The 15843-nt window shown below is 72.2% G+C and carries 13 protein-coding genes and 1 pseudogene; 7 read left to right on the top strand and 7 right to left on the bottom strand.

The window, feature by feature from the left end:
* Positions 1–2: 2 nt before the first annotated feature.
* From ACQP0T_RS11120 to ACQP0T_RS11110, 3 genes and pseudogenes are all read left to right on the top strand, one after another.
* Positions 3–453: pseudogene (locus ACQP0T_RS11120) on the top strand ((2Fe-2S)-binding protein); the annotation flags it as partial.
* On the top strand, positions 443–1402 hold the full coding sequence (locus ACQP0T_RS11115) for an FAD binding domain-containing protein (protein ID WP_433873677.1): 960 nt from the start codon (positions 443–445) through the stop codon (positions 1400–1402). The pseudogene ACQP0T_RS11120 and the gene ACQP0T_RS11115, both read left to right, overlap by 11 nt.
* The gene (locus ACQP0T_RS11110; protein WP_433873675.1) at positions 1402–3573 is read left to right on the top strand and encodes a xanthine dehydrogenase family protein molybdopterin-binding subunit; all 2172 of its coding nucleotides are present in this window, start codon (positions 1402–1404) and stop codon (positions 3571–3573) included. The genes ACQP0T_RS11115 and ACQP0T_RS11110 overlap by 1 nt, the downstream gene beginning before the upstream one ends.
* A gap of 153 nt (positions 3574–3726) precedes the next feature.
* Here the strand turns inward: ACQP0T_RS11110 and ACQP0T_RS11105 are convergent, their stop codons facing one another.
* The 6 genes from ACQP0T_RS11105 to ACQP0T_RS11080 all read right to left on the bottom strand — a co-directional run bounded on the left by ACQP0T_RS11105 (position 3727) and on the right by ACQP0T_RS11080 (position 10721).
* The gene (locus ACQP0T_RS11105; protein WP_433872731.1) at positions 3727–5040 is read right to left on the bottom strand and encodes a TRAP transporter large permease; all 1314 of its coding nucleotides are present in this window, start codon (positions 5038–5040) and stop codon (positions 3727–3729) included.
* Positions 5040–5555 carry a TRAP transporter small permease gene (locus ACQP0T_RS11100; RefSeq protein WP_433872729.1) on the bottom strand — a complete coding sequence of 172 codons (516 nt, stop codon included), beginning with the start codon at positions 5553–5555 and terminating at the stop codon, positions 5040–5042. Before ACQP0T_RS11100 ends, ACQP0T_RS11105 begins: the two co-directional genes overlap by 1 nt.
* A gap of 23 nt (positions 5556–5578) precedes the next feature.
* Entirely contained in the window at positions 5579–6649 is a 1071-nt protein-coding gene (locus ACQP0T_RS11095; RefSeq protein WP_433872728.1) for a TRAP transporter substrate-binding protein, read from the bottom strand.
* A gap of 228 nt (positions 6650–6877) precedes the next feature.
* Complete coding sequence (locus ACQP0T_RS11090; RefSeq protein WP_433872727.1) at positions 6878–8164, bottom strand: mannitol dehydrogenase family protein; 1287 nt, start codon at positions 8162–8164, stop codon at positions 6878–6880.
* On the bottom strand, positions 8164–9675 hold the full coding sequence (gene uxaC, locus ACQP0T_RS11085) for a glucuronate isomerase (protein ID WP_433872725.1): 1512 nt from the start codon (positions 9673–9675) through the stop codon (positions 8164–8166). The genes ACQP0T_RS11090 and uxaC overlap by 1 nt, the downstream gene beginning before the upstream one ends.
* A 47-nt stretch (positions 9676–9722) precedes the next feature.
* A complete protein-coding gene (locus ACQP0T_RS11080; protein ID WP_433872723.1) occupies positions 9723–10721 on the bottom strand; it encodes a LacI family DNA-binding transcriptional regulator in 999 nt (332 codons plus the stop codon).
* A gap of 205 nt (positions 10722–10926) precedes the next feature.
* On the opposite strand from ACQP0T_RS11080, the gene manD reads away from it, so the two are divergent.
* From manD to ACQP0T_RS11060, 4 genes are all read left to right on the top strand, one after another.
* Positions 10927–12165, top strand: coding sequence for a D-mannonate dehydratase ManD (gene manD / locus ACQP0T_RS11075; protein WP_433872722.1), 1239 nt, complete (start codon positions 10927–10929; stop codon positions 12163–12165).
* Positions 12166–12208: 43 nt separating this feature from the next.
* On the top strand, positions 12209–12595 hold the full coding sequence (locus ACQP0T_RS11070) for a YchJ family protein (RefSeq protein WP_433872720.1): 387 nt from the start codon (positions 12209–12211) through the stop codon (positions 12593–12595).
* Positions 12596–12826: 231 nt separating this feature from the next.
* Positions 12827–14167: a cation:dicarboxylate symporter family transporter gene (locus ACQP0T_RS11065; protein WP_433872719.1), complete on the top strand. Its 1341-nt coding sequence runs from the start codon at positions 12827–12829 to the stop codon at positions 14165–14167.
* 69 nt (positions 14168–14236) lie between these two features.
* Entirely contained in the window at positions 14237–15067 is an 831-nt protein-coding gene (locus ACQP0T_RS11060; RefSeq protein ID WP_433872717.1) for a bifunctional allantoicase/(S)-ureidoglycine aminohydrolase, read from the top strand.
* 22 nt (positions 15068–15089) lie between these two features.
* On the opposite strand, the gene ACQP0T_RS11055 is transcribed toward ACQP0T_RS11060, so the two are convergent.
* Positions 15090–15752, bottom strand: a complete 663-nt coding sequence (locus ACQP0T_RS11055) for a TetR/AcrR family transcriptional regulator (protein WP_433872716.1) — start codon at positions 15750–15752, stop codon at positions 15090–15092.
* Positions 15753–15843 lie beyond the last annotated feature (91 nt).

The raw sequence follows: 15843 nt of genomic DNA, 5'->3' as shown, positions 1-15843 counted from the left end.
CAGTGGACATCACACTCGACATCAACGGCAGAACAGAACGACTCGACGTCGAACCCGGCGTGACGCTGCTGGACGCGTTGCGGGAACGACTCGGCATCACCGGCCCGAAGAAGGGCTGCGACCGCGGCCAGTGCGGCGCCTGCACCGTGCACGTCGACGGCGCGCCGGTGCTCTCGTGCCTCACCCTGGCCGCCACCGTGCGCCGGCCCGTGACCACCGTGGAGGGCCTCGCCGCGGACGACGAGCTGCACCCGGTGCAGCAGGCGTTCGTCGACCAGGACGCCCTGCAGTGCGGGTTCTGCACCCCCGGGCAGATCATGTCGGCGGTCGCCGCCGTCGACCAGGACGTCGACGACGTCCGGGAGTTCATGTCCGGCAACCTCTGCCGCTGCGCGGCCTACCCGAACATCGTCGCGGCGATCGACCAGGCGAAGGCGGGCTGATGCGACCCTTCGAACTCACCGCACCCGCGACCGTCGACGAGGCGCTCGCCGCGTCCGGGGACTTCCTCGCCGGCGGGACCACCCTCGTCGACCTGATGAAGCTCGACGTGCTGCGGCCCCAGCAGGTCGTGGACATCAACGAGCTGCCGCTGCGCGGCATCGACACCAGCGACGGCCTGCGGATCGGCGCGCTGGAGCGGATGGGCGCCGTGGCCGAGCACCCCGGCGTGTACCCGGCGATCTCCCGCGCCCTGCTGCTGAGCGCGTCCCAGCAACTGCGCAACATGGCCAGCATCGGCGGGAACCTGCTGCAGCGCACCCGGTGCACCTACTTCCGCGACGTGGCCTCGCCGTGCAACAAGCGGGAGCCCGGCACCGGCTGCTCGGCGATCTCCGGGCACAACCGGATGCACGCCGTCCTGGGCACCAGCGACGACTGCGTGGCGACCCACGCCAGCGACGTGGCCGTCGCCCTGGTGGCGCTCGACGCGGAGGTCCGGCTGGTCAGCGCCGCCGGGACCCGCACCGTCGCGCTGGCCGACTTCTACCGGCTGCCCGGCAGCACCCCGGAGGTCGAGAACGATCTCCGCCCGGGCGAGATGATCACCGAAGTGCTGGTGCCGCACCGGGACTGGGCCTCGCACTCGACCTACGTCAAGGTCCGCGACCGGCAGTCCTACGAATTCGCGCTGTGCTCGGCCGCGGTCGCCCTCGACGTCCAGGACGGCCGCATCGCCGACGCCCGGGTGGCGGTCGGCGGGGTGGCGACCACGCCCTGGCGGCTGCCCGCGGTCGAGGAGGCCCTGCGCGGCACTCCGCCGACCCCGGCGTCCTTCGAGGAAGCCGCGTCCGCGGCGGCCGACGGCGCCGAGCCGTTGTCCGGCAACGGCTTCAAGGTGTCCCTGCTGAAGCGGACCGTCGTCCGCGCACTGCTCGAACTGACCGAGGAGCGCCGTTGATGCCCAGCCGACTGGACAGCCCGCTGAAGGTCACCGGCCAGGCGAGGTACGGGCTGGACCACGACCTCCCGGGCATGACCTACGGGTACGTCGTGGTGAGCACGATCGCGCACGGCGAGATCGAGGCCATGGACGTCACCGCCGCGACGAGTTCCCCCGGTGTCATCGCCGTCTACACCCCGTTCGAGCCGCTCGACCTGCGCTCGCCGAGCACGCCGATGTTCGGCGAGACGTGGGTGCCGCTGCGGGACCGGGAGGTCGCCCACTACGGACAGCCGATCGGCTTCGTGGTGGCGGAGACCTTCGAGCAGGCCCGGGACGCGGCGGGGCTCATCGAGGTCTCGTACCACGAGCGCCCGGCGCTGACCTCGCTGCGGGACGGCCTCGCCGAGGCCCCGGACGCACCGCCGAGCATGGGCGGTGAGCCCCCGTCGCTCGACGTCCTCGCGCCGGACGTCGAGTCCATCGAAGACGCGCTGGCGGCGAGCCCGGTGGTCGTCGACCAGACCTACACCACCGCGACCCAGAACCACGCCGCGATGGAGCCGCACTCCGCGGTCGCCGCGTGGGGCCCCGACGGCCTGGTGCTGCACAGCGGGAACCAGATGTCGGACATGCAGGCGGCGGAGGTGGCCGGCGCGCTGGGCCTCGACCCCGCGTCGGTGCACGCCGTCAACCCCTTCGTCGGCGGGGCGTTCGGCGGCAAGGGCCAGACCTCGGCACCGACGTTCCTGGCCGCCGCGGCGGCCAAGGCCCTCGGCCGACCGGTCAAGGCCGCCCTGACCCGGGAGCAGGTCTTCACCGCGACGGCGAACCGCGCCGCCACGGTGCAGCGGATCTCCCTCGGCGCGGACCACGACGGCACCCTCATCGCGGTCCGGCACGACTCGTGGGCCGCCACCCCGGCGGGCGGCGGGTTCGTCGAACCGACCTCGCACGGCACCTCCCGCGAGTGGTATGCGACCCAGAACCTGTCGCTGCGCCAGAAGATGGTGCCGCTGAACCTCCCGCCGACCACGTTCATGCGCGCACCGGGCGAGGCACCCGGGTCCTTCGCGCTGGAGAGCGCGATCGACGAGCTGGCGGTGGAGCTGGGCGTGGATCCGATCGAGCTGCGCAGGCGCAACAGCTCGACGGCACCGCCCGGCAAGGACCTGCAGTGGTCGGCCAAGTACCTCGACGACTGCTTCCGCATCGGCGCGCAGCGGTTCGGCTGGGCGGAGCGCTCGCCGCACGGCCGCACCGACGGCGACTGGCTCGTCGGGATGGGCACGGCCACCGCGATGTTCCCCGCGCTGCGCTTCCCCGCCACGGTCGAGGTCACCTTGCGGGCCGACGACACGGCCGCGGTCTCGACCAGCGGAGCCGACCCGGGGACCGGTCTGCGCACCGTGCTCTCCCTGGTCGGGGCCGAATCGCTGGACATCGCGCCGGACCGGGTCACCCCGCGGCTGGGCGACTCGTCGTTGCCGTCGGGCGGCATGTCCGGCGGCTCGACCGCCACCGCGAGCGCGGGCACCGCCATCATGATCGCCGCCACCAAGGTGATCGACGAGCTGCTCGCGCTGGCGTCGGCGGCGGGCGCGCCGTTCGAGGGCGCGGACGTCACCTACGAGGACGGCCGCGTGCTGGCCGACGGCCGGACGATGACCTTCGGCGAGCTGCTGCGGGCGCTGGGCCGCGAATCGCTGTCGACGACCGGCTCCTCGGCGCCCGGCGAGGAGCGGACCAAGCACTCGTTCAGCTCCTTCGGGGCCCAGTTCTGCGAGGTCCGCGTGCACCGGCTGACCCGCGAGATCCGGGTGTCCCGGATGCTCGGCGTGTTCGACGCGGGCCGCATCATCAACCCGCAGCCGGCCCGCAGCCAGCTCATGGGCGGCATGATCTGGGGCATCTCGGCGGCCCTGCACGAGGGCCTGGAGGTGGAGGACAGCGGGCGGTTCGCCAACGGTGACTTCGCCGGCTACCTGCTCCCGGTCAACGCCGACATCCCCGAGGTCGACGTCCAGTTCGTCGAGCACCCCGACACCCTGCACAACGACCTCGGCGCCAAGGGCATCGGCGAGATCGGCGCGGTCGGCATGGCGGCAGCGGTCGCCAACGCCATCCACAACGCCACCGGCACCCGAGTCCGCCACATCCCCATCACGATCGAGGACCTCCTCGACTGACGGACCCCGTGCTCCCCACCGAGCCCCTCGGCGGGGAGCACGGGGAACCTCCGCTCCTGGACCTCGCGGGGATCGGGTTCTTCCGGAACGGAGCCGATTGGTCGTGAGGCCTTCAACTCGCACCGCCACCCACACGGTTGGCGAAAGCGGTCCTCAGTCGCCGGAGAGCAGGCCGAGTCTGGTCGGGAGCCACAGGGACAGCTCGGGGAGGAAGACGACCAGCAGCAGCACCGCCGCCAGCGCCGCAAGGAACGGGACGAGTCGGCGGATCACCGGCTCGATCGCCTGCCCGCCGACGCGGGACGCGATGAACAGCACGTTGCCCACCGGTGGGGTGATGGTGCCGAGGCCCAGGTTGAACACGATCATGGTGCCGAAGTGGACCGGGTCGATGCCGAACTCCTCGGCAATCGGCAGGAAGATCGGCGTGAAGATGAGGATCGCCGGGGTGGGGTCCATGAACGTGCCCACCACCAGCAGGACGAGCATCATCAGGAGCAGCACGACCGCGGCGTTGTCGGTGATCCCCAGCAGGCCGCTGGAGATCACATCCGGGAGCCCGGTGAACGACATCACCCAGGACAGCGCCGCGGAGACCCCGACCAGGAGCATGACGATGGCGGTCGTGCGGGTGGCGCTGAGCAGGATCCCGGGCAGGTCGGACACCGTGAGGTTGCGGTAGGCGAAACCGAGGACGAGGCAGTACAGCACCGCGATCGCGGCTGATTCCGTGGGTGTGAACAACCCGCCCAGGATGCCGCCGATGACGACGATGATCAGCAGCAGCGACGGAACGGCCCGCCAGAGCACGAGCAGCGCTTGGCGGAAGTGCACGCGCTCGGTCCTCCGGAGCTCCGACCGCTTCCGGGAGTACAGGAAGACGACCACCATGCAGGCCAGCGCCCACAGCAGTCCCGGCCCGTACCCGGCGACGAACAGCGCGGCGACCGAGCTGCTGCTGACCAGCGAGTACACGATGAACGTGTTGCTGGGCGGGAGCAGCATCCCGGCCGGGGCCGAGGCCGCGTTGACCGCCGCGGAGAAGGCGGGGTCGTAGCCGTCCTCCTGCTGCCGCGGGCCCATGGTGCTGCCGACCGCCGCGGCCGAAGCCACCGCGGCGCCGCTGACCGAGCCGAACAGCGCGTTGGCCACCACGTTGGTCTGCGCCAGCGACCCCGGCATCCGGCCGACGAGCACCTTGGCCGCGTCGACCAGCCGCGCGGCGATGCCGCCGTTGTTCATCAGCACTCCGGCCAGCACGAAGAACGGGATCGCCAGCATGGTGAACGAGCTGGTCCCGGAGACGATCTGCTGGGAGGCCACCAGCACGGCGTGGTCGGCACCGAGCACCGCGATCGCCGCTACGGTGCAGGACAGGCCGATCGCGACGGCGATGGGCACGCTGAGCAGGATCAGCCCGGAGATGCCGACGAGCAGGACGAGCCCTGCGAGCAATGCTGGATCCATCACCGCTCCTGGTTCGGTTCGGCCGGGCCCTCGCCGACGACCGGTGCTTCGGCTCGGCGCAGGACCAGGGCCAGGTGGTAGAGGGCGTAGAACGCGATGATCAGGCCGCTGATCGGCATGACCAGGTAGACGATCCCCAGGTGCGCGGGCAGCGCGGTGAGGCTCTGCCCCCAGGCCACGGCCGCGAGGCGCGTGCCGCCCCACACCAGGGCCAGGACCGCGAACGCGAGGATCGCCGTCTGGACCGCCGCGGCGGCCACCTGCTGGAACCGGTCGGCGAACCTGCGGACGACGACGTCGACGGCGATGTGCCCGCGTTCGGAGAACACGAGGGCGGCACCGAACATGCCGAGCCAGACGAACACGTGCTTCGCGAGCTCTTCGGACCAGCCGCTGGGCTCGTCGAGCACCTGCCGGGTGAACACCTGCCAGCTCACCGTGGCGATCAGGACCGCGAACAGCGCCACGCAGCCGGCGGCGAGAACCTTGTCCAGGACCTTCTTCACACCGTGCATCCCGGCCCTCCGGAATCGTCGGATCATCGCGCTGCCGCCCGGGCCTGCTCGTAGATCGTGCGCGCGCTCGCGCCGGCCTCGTCCAGCGCCCGTTCGGTCAGCGGTGCCAGGGCTTCGCGGAAGGCGGCGGCGTCGACCTCGTGGAACCGCACGCCCCGGCTCCTCAGCTCGGCGACGGCGTCCTCGGTCGCCTGCGCCCACAGCGCGGTGAACTCGCGCATCGTCGCGTTCCACTCCGCGTCGAAGACCGCCCGGTCCGCGGCCGGCATCCGGGTCAGGCGACCGGTGTTGGCGACCAGGTAGTCGAGCCCGATGAGGTGTTCGGTGCGGGAGAAGTGCGGAGCGACTTCGTAGTGCTTCTGCGTGACGTAGGAGACCTCGTTGTTCTCCGCGCCGTCGAGCACGCCGGATTGCAGCGCCGTGTAGACCTCGCCGTAGGACATCGGCGTGGCCGAGCCGCCCATCATGTCGAGCATGTCGGAGTGCACCTCGCTCTCCTGCACTCGGATCTTCTGGCCCGCCAGGTCGGCGGGGGCCGTGACCGGTCCGCGCGAGCTGTAGACGCTGCGGGCGCCCTGGGTGAACCCGCCGAGGACGGTGAGGTTCCGGTGCTCCAGCGAGGAGTACAGGTCACCGACGATGCCCGGATCGTTGATGACCTCCATCTGGTGCTCGATGGAGTCGAACACGTGGGGCAGGTTGAAGACGACGAAATCCCGGTCGAGGTTCTCCAGCTGGGTGCCGGAGACGATCGCGAGGTCGACGCTGCCGTCGCTGGTCAGCTGCAGGGTTTCGAGCTGGCTGCCGAGGTTGGAGTTCGGGTGGACGTCGATCTTCCACCGACCGCCGGTGCGTTCGCTGAGCCGCTCGCCGAAGTTCTCCAGCGCGGTGAAGGACGGGTGGTCCTCGGACTGGTTGAGCGCCAGCCGCAACGTCGTCCCGCCACCGCTGTGCGCGGCGCCGGTGGCGCACCCGGTCAGCACCAGCACCAGCGCGCCGAGCGCCGCCGCGAGCTGGGACGGTCTTCCGATCATCTGCTTCCCCTCCTGCTCCTCGTCGAGCGGCGCGGTCGCCGGGGTCGGACGTCCCCGCATTCACCCAGGGCGGCCTCGGCGGCGGCAACGAGTTGCCAGCAGTTGCCAGCGGTGGATTGCGAGGCCGTGATCCGCCGCGAACCGCACGGCCAGGTGCGGATTCGGGCGAGCGTTCCCCTCCGCCGCGCGAGCGCCGGACCGGATCAGCCGCGGAGATCCCGCAACGGCCGCGCCATCGGATTCCCGCGGCGGTGGCCGGGTATCGATCAAGCCGCCGGAGGCCAGGGATCAGCGGGCTGCACCGAATTCGCGCGCACGATCCTCGACGGCCGCGACCAGTTCGTCGTCGGCGGCGAGTTCCTCGTCGAGGGCGGCCAGGGCACGGCGAGGCGCGTCCGGTCCGTGCGCGAGCGCGGTGAGCTCCTCGACGCGGGGATCGCGCACCTCGTGGGTGCGGAGGTGGAGCAGCCACCCGGCCAGCGCGGCGACCGCGCTGTCGGGCAGGCGTCCCCGGTGCCGTTCGGCCCGCAACACCGGCAGGATCCGGGCGGGCAGCTTCTGGGAACCGTCGGAGGCGATCTGCCGGAGGTGGTGCCGCAGTCCCCGGGAGGCGAAGCGCTGGCGCAGGCGTCGCCGGTACTCCAGCAGGTCGTCGGAGCCCAGGGTCGCGTGGCGCCCGGCCGCGTCCCACCAGGATTCCACCCAATCCGAGAGCCTCGGGTGCCGCACGGCCTCGTCGATGGTCCCGCAACCCAGCACCGGGCCGGTGTAGGCCAGCAACGAATGGGCGCCGTTGAGGAACCAGAGCTTGCGCTGCTCGTAGGCGTCGAGGTCGTCGACGAACCGCGCGCCGGCCCGCTCCCACGCCGGTCGGCCGAGGCGGAACTCCCCGGCGAGCAGCCATTCGCCGAACGGCTCGGTCACCACGGGCGCGCGGTCCTCCAACCCGAGCAGGCGGGCCGTCGTGGTGCGGTCCTGCTCGGTGGTGGCGGGGGTGATGCGGTCCACGACGGTGTCGACGAAGGACACCTGCTCGTCCAGCCACGCGCGGAACTCCGCACCGCACCGCTGCGCGCCGGACCGCAGCGCCGAGCGCAGCGCGGCGCCGTTGCCGGGGAGGTTGTCGCAGGGCACGAGGGACAGGGGTGCGCGGCTGGTCTCGTAGCGCCGCCGCAGCCCGGCGAGCAACCGCCCGAGGGCGGTGCCCGCGGGATCATCGGGCGCGCGGTAGGCGGCTTCGGTGACGGTGAGCGTCACCAGCGCGACCTCGGGCGAGGTGAGATCGGCCAGCCATCGCTCGGTGTCGTCACCGCGGTGGACCCGGCTGATCGAGTCGACGATCTCGACCCGCGGCGCGGTGTCGCCGCGGACCTGCACCGAGTACAGGCCCTCCTGCTCGGTCAGCAGGCGCGGGAGCTCGGTGTTGCGGAAGGTGTAGGCGGCGATGCCCCAGTCCGGATCGGCGGCGGTGTAGACGGCCTGGTGCGCGCGGTGGAACGCGCCGAGTCCGAGGTGGACGGCGCGCACCGGCGCGGCGGGGCGGGCGCGGGCGGAGGTCCGGTCCAGGCGTGCCATCACAGGCGGAAGGCGATGCGCGGCTGGCGGTCGTTGAGGTCCCGGATCACCTGCGCGGCATCGTCCTCGGCGAGCACGTGCTCGGCCACGAGCCCGGCCAGGTGCGCGGCGTCGACGCGGCGGGCGGTGTCGTGCCGGGCGGGGATCGAGCAGAACCCGCGGGTGTCGTCGATGAATCCCGCGCTGCGGTAGAACCCCGCCGTCTCGGTGACGGCGTCCCGGAACCGGTGCATGGCGCGCGGTGCGTCGAGGAACCACCACGGCGCACCCAGGTACACCGCCGGGTAGAACCCGGCCAGCGGGGCGAGTTCGCGGGAGAACGCGGTCTCGTCGAGGGTGAACAGCACCGTCCGGAAGCGCGGGTGGGTGCCGAAGCGCTCCAGCATCGGTTGCAGGGCCCGGGTGAACTCCGCCCGGACGGGGATGTCGTGGCCGGTGTCCGGTCCGAACCGGCGCAGGGTGTCCGGGTGGTGGTTGCGCCGGCTGCCGGTGTGCAGCGCCAGCACCATGCCGTCCTCGCTGGACATGCGCGCCATCTCCCCGAGGAGCTGCTGGGACAGCAGCACGGCCTCGTCCCCGGTGGCGCCGCCGGAGCGGACCCGCTCGAACAGGGCGGCCGCCTCCGCCGGGTCGAGGAAGGCCATCCGCGCGTCGGGGGCGCTGTGGTCGGTGGCCGTCGCACCGTGGGCCCGGAAGAACTCCCGGCGCGCCTCCAGGGCGCCGACCAGACCGGCGTAGTCGCCGGTGTCGATGCCGCTGGCCGCCGCGAGGTCGTCCAGGGCCCGCGCCCAGCCGGCCGCGGTGGCGTCGAGGTAGCGGTCGGGGCGGAAGGTGGGCACGACCCGACCGGACCAGCTCGGGTCCTCGGCCAGCGCGCGGTGGTGCCACAGGTCGTCGGCGGGGTCGTCGGTGGTGGCCAGCACCGCGATGCCGAACGACTCGTACAGCGCGCGGGGGCGGAACTCCGGCTGCCGCAGCCGGGCGGTGAGCTCGTCGAACAGCTCGTCGGCGGTGTCCGCGGACGGCTGCACCGCCACCCCCAGCACCTCGTGCAGCTCCGCCTCCAGCCACTGCCGGGACGCGGTGCCCAGGAACAGGTGCCAGCGGGAGCAGAACGCCCGCCACACCTCGCGGGGCTCGGCGGGCTCCGCGCCGTCCTGGTCGCGCAGGCCGAGTTCGGGCAGGCCGACGCCGTCCGCGTGCAGCAGGCGCGTCACGTAGTGGTCCGGGGTCACCAGCAGGGACGCCGGGTCCGGGAACGGCCGGTCCTCGGCCAGCAGCCGGGGGTCGACGTGACCGTGCGGGCTGATCAGCGGCAGGTCGCGCACGCCCTCGTACAGGCGGCGCGCGATGGCGCGCCGCTCGGGCTCCGGGGGCAGGAGCCGGTCCGGGTGCGGGGCCAGGGGGACGCGGCCGTCGCTCGGCATCCCGCGCCGCGGGGCGGCGGAGCTGGTGGTCGTGCGCGCACCGTTCGACGATGCCGCCGGAGTCGAGTCCGTGCGGTGGTCCATGCGCCGCAGCGTGCTCGGTCGGGCGCCGGTGCGGCAACGAGTTGCCATCAGTTGTCGTGCGCGGGCGGCCCCGTGGAGCCCCGGGTCACCAGGTGGGCGTCGAACAGCATCGACGGCGGTCCCGCCTCGCGGTGCGTGAGCCGCGCGTGCAGCGCGTCCACCGCGCGCTTGCCCACCAGTTCGGTCGGTCCGGAGATCGTGGTCAGCGGTGGGCCGGTGAAGTCGGCACCGAAGATGTCGTCGCAGCCGACGAGGCTGAAGTGCTCGGGCACGACGACCCCGGCGGTCCGCAGCCGCTGCAACGCGCCGATGGCGATGAGGTCGTTGTAGGCGATCGCCGCGGTGCAGCGCCGCAGGATCAGCGCGTCGGCGGCTTCCTGGCCGCCCTGGCGGTTGGGCGCGTGGGGTCCGAGGAACTCGGCCTCCACGCCGAGCGCGGCGGCCTCGTCGTGGACCCCGCGCCAGCGGGCGCTGTTGATCCACGAGTTGCGGGGGCCCGCGAGGTAGGCGATGTGGCGGTGCCCGAGGGCGGCGAGGTGGCGCACGGCCTTGCGCATCCCGCCCGCGGTGTCCACGACCAGGCTCGGGAGCCCTCGGACGTCGCGGTTGACCATGACCAGCGCGCGGTGCTGGGCGAGCTGGTGGATGACCTCGTCGGACAGCCGCGAGGTCGCCAGGATCGCCCCGCTCGTGGTGGCCAGGAGCTGCCGCAGGTTGCTGACCTCGATCCGCGGTGACTCGTCGCTGTCGAGCAGCGCGAGCGCGTAGTCCTTCTCCAGCGCCTGCGCCTGCGCCGCCTTGATCAAGGGCGCGTAGTAGGGGTTGGCGATGTCGGTGACGACCAGCATCAAGGTCCGCGCCCGGCCGGGAGCCTCGGCCCGCGCCACCGGTTTCGGGGTGTAGCCGATCTCGCGGGCGGCCGCGCGGACCTTCTCGCGGGTCGCCGGGTTGACCCGGCTGGGATGGGCGAAGGTGCGCGAGACCGTCGAGGCGGCGAGCCCGCAATGCCGGGCCACGTCGTAGATCGTCGGCCCGCTCCGGCCCATGTGGACTCCCGGGGAGGTGACAACAAGTGGCAACTGGGTTGGCACGCTACGGGCGGGCTCCTAGCGTGGGCAAGCACCCGCTGCGCAGGGATCACCGCGTCTCGACCGGAGCACGCGCGGCGCCGACGGCTCCGGTCACCGACGCTGGACGGCACACCGGAGAGCGGCCCGCCTCCGCCGCCAACGCAGGACAAGGAGTGGTGCAGTGCTCATCGAACGCGCGGACGTCATCATCACCAGCCCCGGCCGGAACTTCGTCACGCTGAAGATCACCACCGGCGACGGCGTCGTGGGCCACGGCGACGCCACCCTCAACGGCCGCGAGCTGTCGGTCGCCAGCTACCTCGACGACCACGTCGCTCCCCTGCTGGTGGGCCGGGACGCCCACGCGATCGAGGACACCTGGCAGTACCTGTACCGCGGCGGGTATTGGCGGCGCGGGCCGGTGACGATGGCGGCGATCGCCGCGGTGGACACCGCCCTGTGGGACATCAAGGCCAAGGTCGCCGGACTGCCGCTGTACCAGCTGCTCGGCGGGCCCAGCAGGCGGCGGTGCCTGGTCTACGGCCACGCCAGCGGCAAGGACCTCCCCGAGCTGTTCGACTCCGTGCGGGAGCACCTGGAGGCGGGGTTCCGCGCGATCCGCGTCCAGACCGGCGTGCCCGGCCTCGACTCGGTGTACGGGGTGGCCTCGAGCGCGGCGGCTTCGGTCGGTGAGCCGGGCCGCTACGACTACGAACCCGCGCGCCGGGCCGCGTCGCCGGCCGAGGAGTCCTGGGACACCCGCGCCTACCTCCGGCACGTGCCCTCGGTGTTCGAGGCGGTGCGCGGCGAGTTCGGCGAGGAGGTCGCGCTGCTGCACGACGCGCACCACCGGCTCACCCCGATCCAGGCGGCCAAGCTCGGCAAGTCGCTGGAGCCCTACGACCTGTTCTGGCTGGAGGACGTCACCCCGGCCGAGAACCAGGAGGCCCTGCGGTGGGTGCGCCACCACACCACCACTCCGCTCGCGATCGGCGAGGTGTTCAACACGGTCTGGGACTACCAGCACCTGATCCGGGAGCAGCTCATCGACTACGTCCGGTCACCGATCACCCACGCGGGCGGCATCACCGGCGTCCGCCGCATCCTGGACTACGCCGCCCTCTACCAGGTGAAGTCCGGGATGCACGGTCCCACCGACGTCTCCCCCGTCGGCCTGGCCGCGGCGGTGCACCTCGGGCTGGCCGTGCACAACTTCGGCATCCAGGAGTACATGGTCCACAGCGAGCGGACCCGGGAGGTGTTCGGTCCGACCCACGAGTTCGCCCAGGGCGGGCTGCGCCCGAGCGAGGAACCGGGCCTGGGCATCCACTTCGACGAGGAGCTGGCGGCCGAGCACCCCTACGAGCCGGCCTACCTGCCGGTGAACCGCCTGCTGGACGGGTCCGTCCACGACTGGTGAGGCTGCGCGCCGGTGCCCGGGAGCCGTTTGAGAGGCTGCGCGGGTGAACGCGATCCGCCCGTGCCCGTGCGGCCTCGGCGAGCCGTTCGCCGACTGCTGCGCCCCGCTGCACGCCGGCGAACGCCGAGCGGCCACCGCCGAACAGCTCATGCGCTCGCGGTACTCGGCCTTCGCCGTCGGCGACCGCGCGTACCTGCTGGCGAGCTGGCACCCGTCGACCCGCCCGGGCGGGCTCGACCTCGATCCGGAGCAGCGCTGGGTCGGCCTCGACGTCCTCGACCGCACCGGGGGCGGACCGTTCGACGCCGACGGGACCGTGCGGTTCCGGGCGCACTACCGGCTGCGCGGACGAGCCGGCTCGCTCACCGAGACCAGCCGCTTCCGGCGCGCGGGCACGAGCTGGTACTACGTCGACGGCGACCACGACTGACCCCTCCTGCGCCGCGGGCGCGACGCCCGACACCTGGTGCGACCTGACCGCCCGCCCCTGCTCGGCGCCCACCGGCACCGGTCGAAGGCCGCGGCCGGAGGCGCGCCGCGCCGGTCGCCGCAGCGCGGCAGCCCGGCGCCCGGCCGGGCATTGACACGGCGGGCGGCGCATCGTTCACTGAGACCGCTTCGCGGAACCCTGGTTCCGCCAAGCGGAATCAGAGGAGGTGGTATGTCAGAAGGTGACGCCCCCGCGGCCGCGGCGCCCCACCGTCGTTGGTACCGGTCCTTGTTCGTGCAGGTGCTGATCGGCATCGCGCTCGGAGTCGTGGTCGGACTGCTCTTCCCCGACTTCGGACAGCTGCTCTCGCCCTTGGGCGACGGCTTCATCAAATTGATCAAGATGCTGGTCGCGCCGCTGATCTTCCTGGTGATCGTCACCGGCATCGCCAAGGTCGGCAGCATGAAGTCGCTCGGTTCCATCGGGGTGAAGGCCCTCGCCTGGTTCACCGGCGCCACCTTGGCCGCCCTGGTGCTCGGCATGGTCATCGGCAACCTCGCCCGGCCCGGCGCCGGCCTGGACATCGACCCCTCCACCCTGGACGCTGGCGCGGTGGAGGCCACGACCGGCGGCGAGCAGCTGCCCGGCGGGGTCGAGTTCATCATGAACATCATCCCGACCAGCGTGTTCAGCGCCTTCGCCGAGAACAGCCTGCTGCAGGTGCTGCTGTTCGCGATCCTGTTCGGCGTCGGGCTCGCGGCCCTGGACAGCAGCGCCCCGCCGGTCCTGATGAACGTCATCGACCAGGCGCTGCACGTCATCTTCAAGGTCGTCGGCTACATCATGTACCTCGCGCCGCTCGGCGCCTTCGGCGCCATGGCGGCCACCGTCGGCAACTACGGGGCGAGCTCGCTGGCCTCCTTCGGGCTGCTCGTCCTCGCGGCGTACGGGGCGGCGATCGTGTTCGTCGTCGGCCTGGGCGTGGTGGTCCGGATCATCACGGGCGTCAGCCTGTGGAAGTTCGTCCGCTACTGCCGGGACGAGTTCATGCTCGCCCTGGGCACCGGCTCCTCCGAGGCCGTGATGCCGCGGATCATCAGCAAGCTGACCGGAGCGGGCTGCGACCGCGCCGTGGTCGGGCTGGTGGTGCCCACCGGGTACTCGTTCAACCTGGACGGGGCGGCCATCTACCTGTCGTTGGCGATGCTCTTCCTCTCCCAGGCGGTCGGGGTGGACCTGACCCTCGGCGAGCAAATCCTCGTCCTGGGCGTCCTGATGCTCAGCTCGAAGGGCATGGCCGGAGTCCCGGGCTCGGCCTTCGTCGCGCTCTCGGCGACGGCGGCCGCGGTCGGCGCGTTCCCGGTGGCCGCGGTGTCGTTGCTGCTGGGCGCCGACCGGTTGATGGACTCCATGCGCGTGTTCACCAACCTGCTCGGCAATTGCGCGGCCACCTTCGTCGTCGCCCGCTGGGAAGGGATGCTCGACCGCGACCGGATGCGGGCCGTCCTGAACGGCGAGACGCCCGCCGGGAGCACGCCCGATCACCAGGACGCCGACCGAGCCGACCGGTAGTCCCGCCGGCGCTCGCCCACCGGGCCCGGCACCTCCTCCACCCACCGCACCAACGAAGTGAGTTCTTCCATGACCGAGTCCACGTACTACACCCCGACCGGCGGGCTGCCGCCGCAGACGACGCTGCTGACCGACCGGGCGATGTTCCGCGAGGCGTACGCGGTGATCCCGCGGGGCACCAACTCCGACATCGTGACCAGCCAGCTCCCGTTCTGGGAGAACACCCGGCTGTGGGTGCTGGCCCGGCCGCTGTCGGGGTTCGCGACGACGTTCTCGCAGTACATGATGGAACTGTCCCCCGGCGGCGGCAGCGACCGGCCGGAGAGCGACCCCGGGGCCGAGTCGGTCCTGTTCGTCACCGCCGGAGCGCTGCACCTCATCATCGAGGGCACCGAGCACGTGCTGCACGCCGGTGGCTACGCCTACGTCCCGCCGGGCGCGGACTGGTCGGCGCGCAACCGCAGCGCCGAGGTCGTCCACTTCCAGTGGATCCGGAAGCGGTACCAGCAGGTCGACGGCGTGGCGCGGCCGGACGCGTTCGTCACCAGCGATGGCGACGTCGAACCCGTGTCGATGCCCGGAACCGACGACCGGTGGCGGACCACCCGCTTCGTCGATCCGACGGACCTCCGGCACGACATGCACGTCAACGTCGTGACGTTCGAACCGGGCGCGGTGATCCCCTTCGCCGAGACCCACGTCATGGAGCACGGGCTCTACGTGCTCGAGGGCAAAGCGGTCTACCGGCTCAACGAGGACTGGGTGGAGGTCCAGGAAGGTGACTTCCTGTGGCTGCGCGCCTTCTGCCCGCAAGCCTGCTACGCGGGCGGGCCCGGGCGCTTCCGGTACCTCCTGTACAAGGACGTCAACCGGCACATGAGCCTCGACCAGCCCTGCTGACCGCGGTCGCAACCGGCCCGGATCACCGTCGGCGGGCGGAGATCCGGGCCGCCGCGTCTCCCATGGCCGCGAAGATCTCCGTGGCATCGTCGACCAGCCGTTCCCGCTCGACGTCGAGGACTCCGTCGAGCCACGCCACGAGCAGCTCGCTGAACGCGCCGACCAGCATGAACGACATGATCGCGCCGATCCGCCCGCCCTCGGACGCCGCCGACCGGTTCCGCCCGGCGGCGTCCGACTCGACGATCGAGGCGATGCTGAACCCCGTTTCCAGGCGGCGGCGGTTGAGCTTCTCGTTGCCCAGCGCCTCCACGTAGAGGACGCGCGCCCGGCGGTGGTCTTCGTCGACGAACCGGACCGTGGTCTCCACGGTGGCCCGGAGGGCGGCCCGCGCGTCGGCACCGGCCGCCCGGACCGCGGCGCGGACCTCCTCGTGCAGCTCGGCGATGAGCCGATCGTGCAAGGCCACGACCAGGTCGTCGAGGTCGGCGAAGCTCTCGTAGAAGTAGCGGGGGTTCAGCCGGGCCGCCTGGCAGACCGCGCGCACCGACGTCCCGGACCAGCCCTCGGTGCCGAGCAGCTCCAAGGCCGCGTCGAGCAGCAGGGCGCGCCGGGCCGCCACCCGGTCGGCGGCCGGGACGCCCGCCCAGCGGGTCGGTTTCGCGGAATCATCGGGTGTTGGCAACAGGCGTGACCATACCTTACGATCACTCTGGAAACAGACGTTGCCAGATTCGTTCGCACGGTCCCGGTCCCCGCACGGCTTTCGCCAAGGG

This window comes from Saccharopolyspora sp. CA-218241 (assembly GCF_050954615.1).
GTDB lineage: Bacteria > Actinomycetota > Actinomycetes > Mycobacteriales > Pseudonocardiaceae > Saccharopolyspora > Saccharopolyspora cebuensis.
The sequence above is the reverse complement of the archived record's forward strand: the minus strand, read 5'-3'. Positions and strand labels throughout refer to the sequence as shown.

Bases quoted from the DNA above. Each gene is read 5' to 3' on its own strand.
- ACQP0T_RS11115 (WP_433873677.1), top strand. From the start codon at position 443: ATGCGACCCTTCGAACTCACCGCACCCGCGACCGTCGACGAGGCGCTC.
- ACQP0T_RS11110 (WP_433873675.1), top strand. From the start codon at position 1,402: ATGCCCAGCCGACTGGACAGCCCGCTGAAGGTCACCGGCCAGGCGAGG.
- ACQP0T_RS11105 (WP_433872731.1), bottom strand. From the start codon at position 5,040: ATGGATCCAGCATTGCTCGCAGGGCTCGTCCTGCTCGTCGGCATCTCC.
- ACQP0T_RS11100 (WP_433872729.1), bottom strand. From the start codon at position 5,555: ATGCACGGTGTGAAGAAGGTCCTGGACAAGGTTCTCGCCGCCGGCTGC.
- ACQP0T_RS11095 (WP_433872728.1), bottom strand. From the start codon at position 6,649: ATGCGGGGACGTCCGACCCCGGCGACCGCGCCGCTCGACGAGGAGCAG.
- ACQP0T_RS11090 (WP_433872727.1), bottom strand. From the start codon at position 8,164: ATGGCACGCCTGGACCGGACCTCCGCCCGCGCCCGCCCCGCCGCGCCG.
- uxaC (WP_433872725.1), bottom strand. From the start codon at position 9,675: ATGGACCACCGCACGGACTCGACTCCGGCGGCATCGTCGAACGGTGCG.
- ACQP0T_RS11080 (WP_433872723.1), bottom strand. From the start codon at position 10,721: ATGGGCCGGAGCGGGCCGACGATCTACGACGTGGCCCGGCATTGCGGG.
- ACQP0T_RS11065 (WP_433872719.1), top strand. From the start codon at position 12,827: ATGTCAGAAGGTGACGCCCCCGCGGCCGCGGCGCCCCACCGTCGTTGG.
- ACQP0T_RS11060 (WP_433872717.1), top strand. From the start codon at position 14,237: ATGACCGAGTCCACGTACTACACCCCGACCGGCGGGCTGCCGCCGCAG.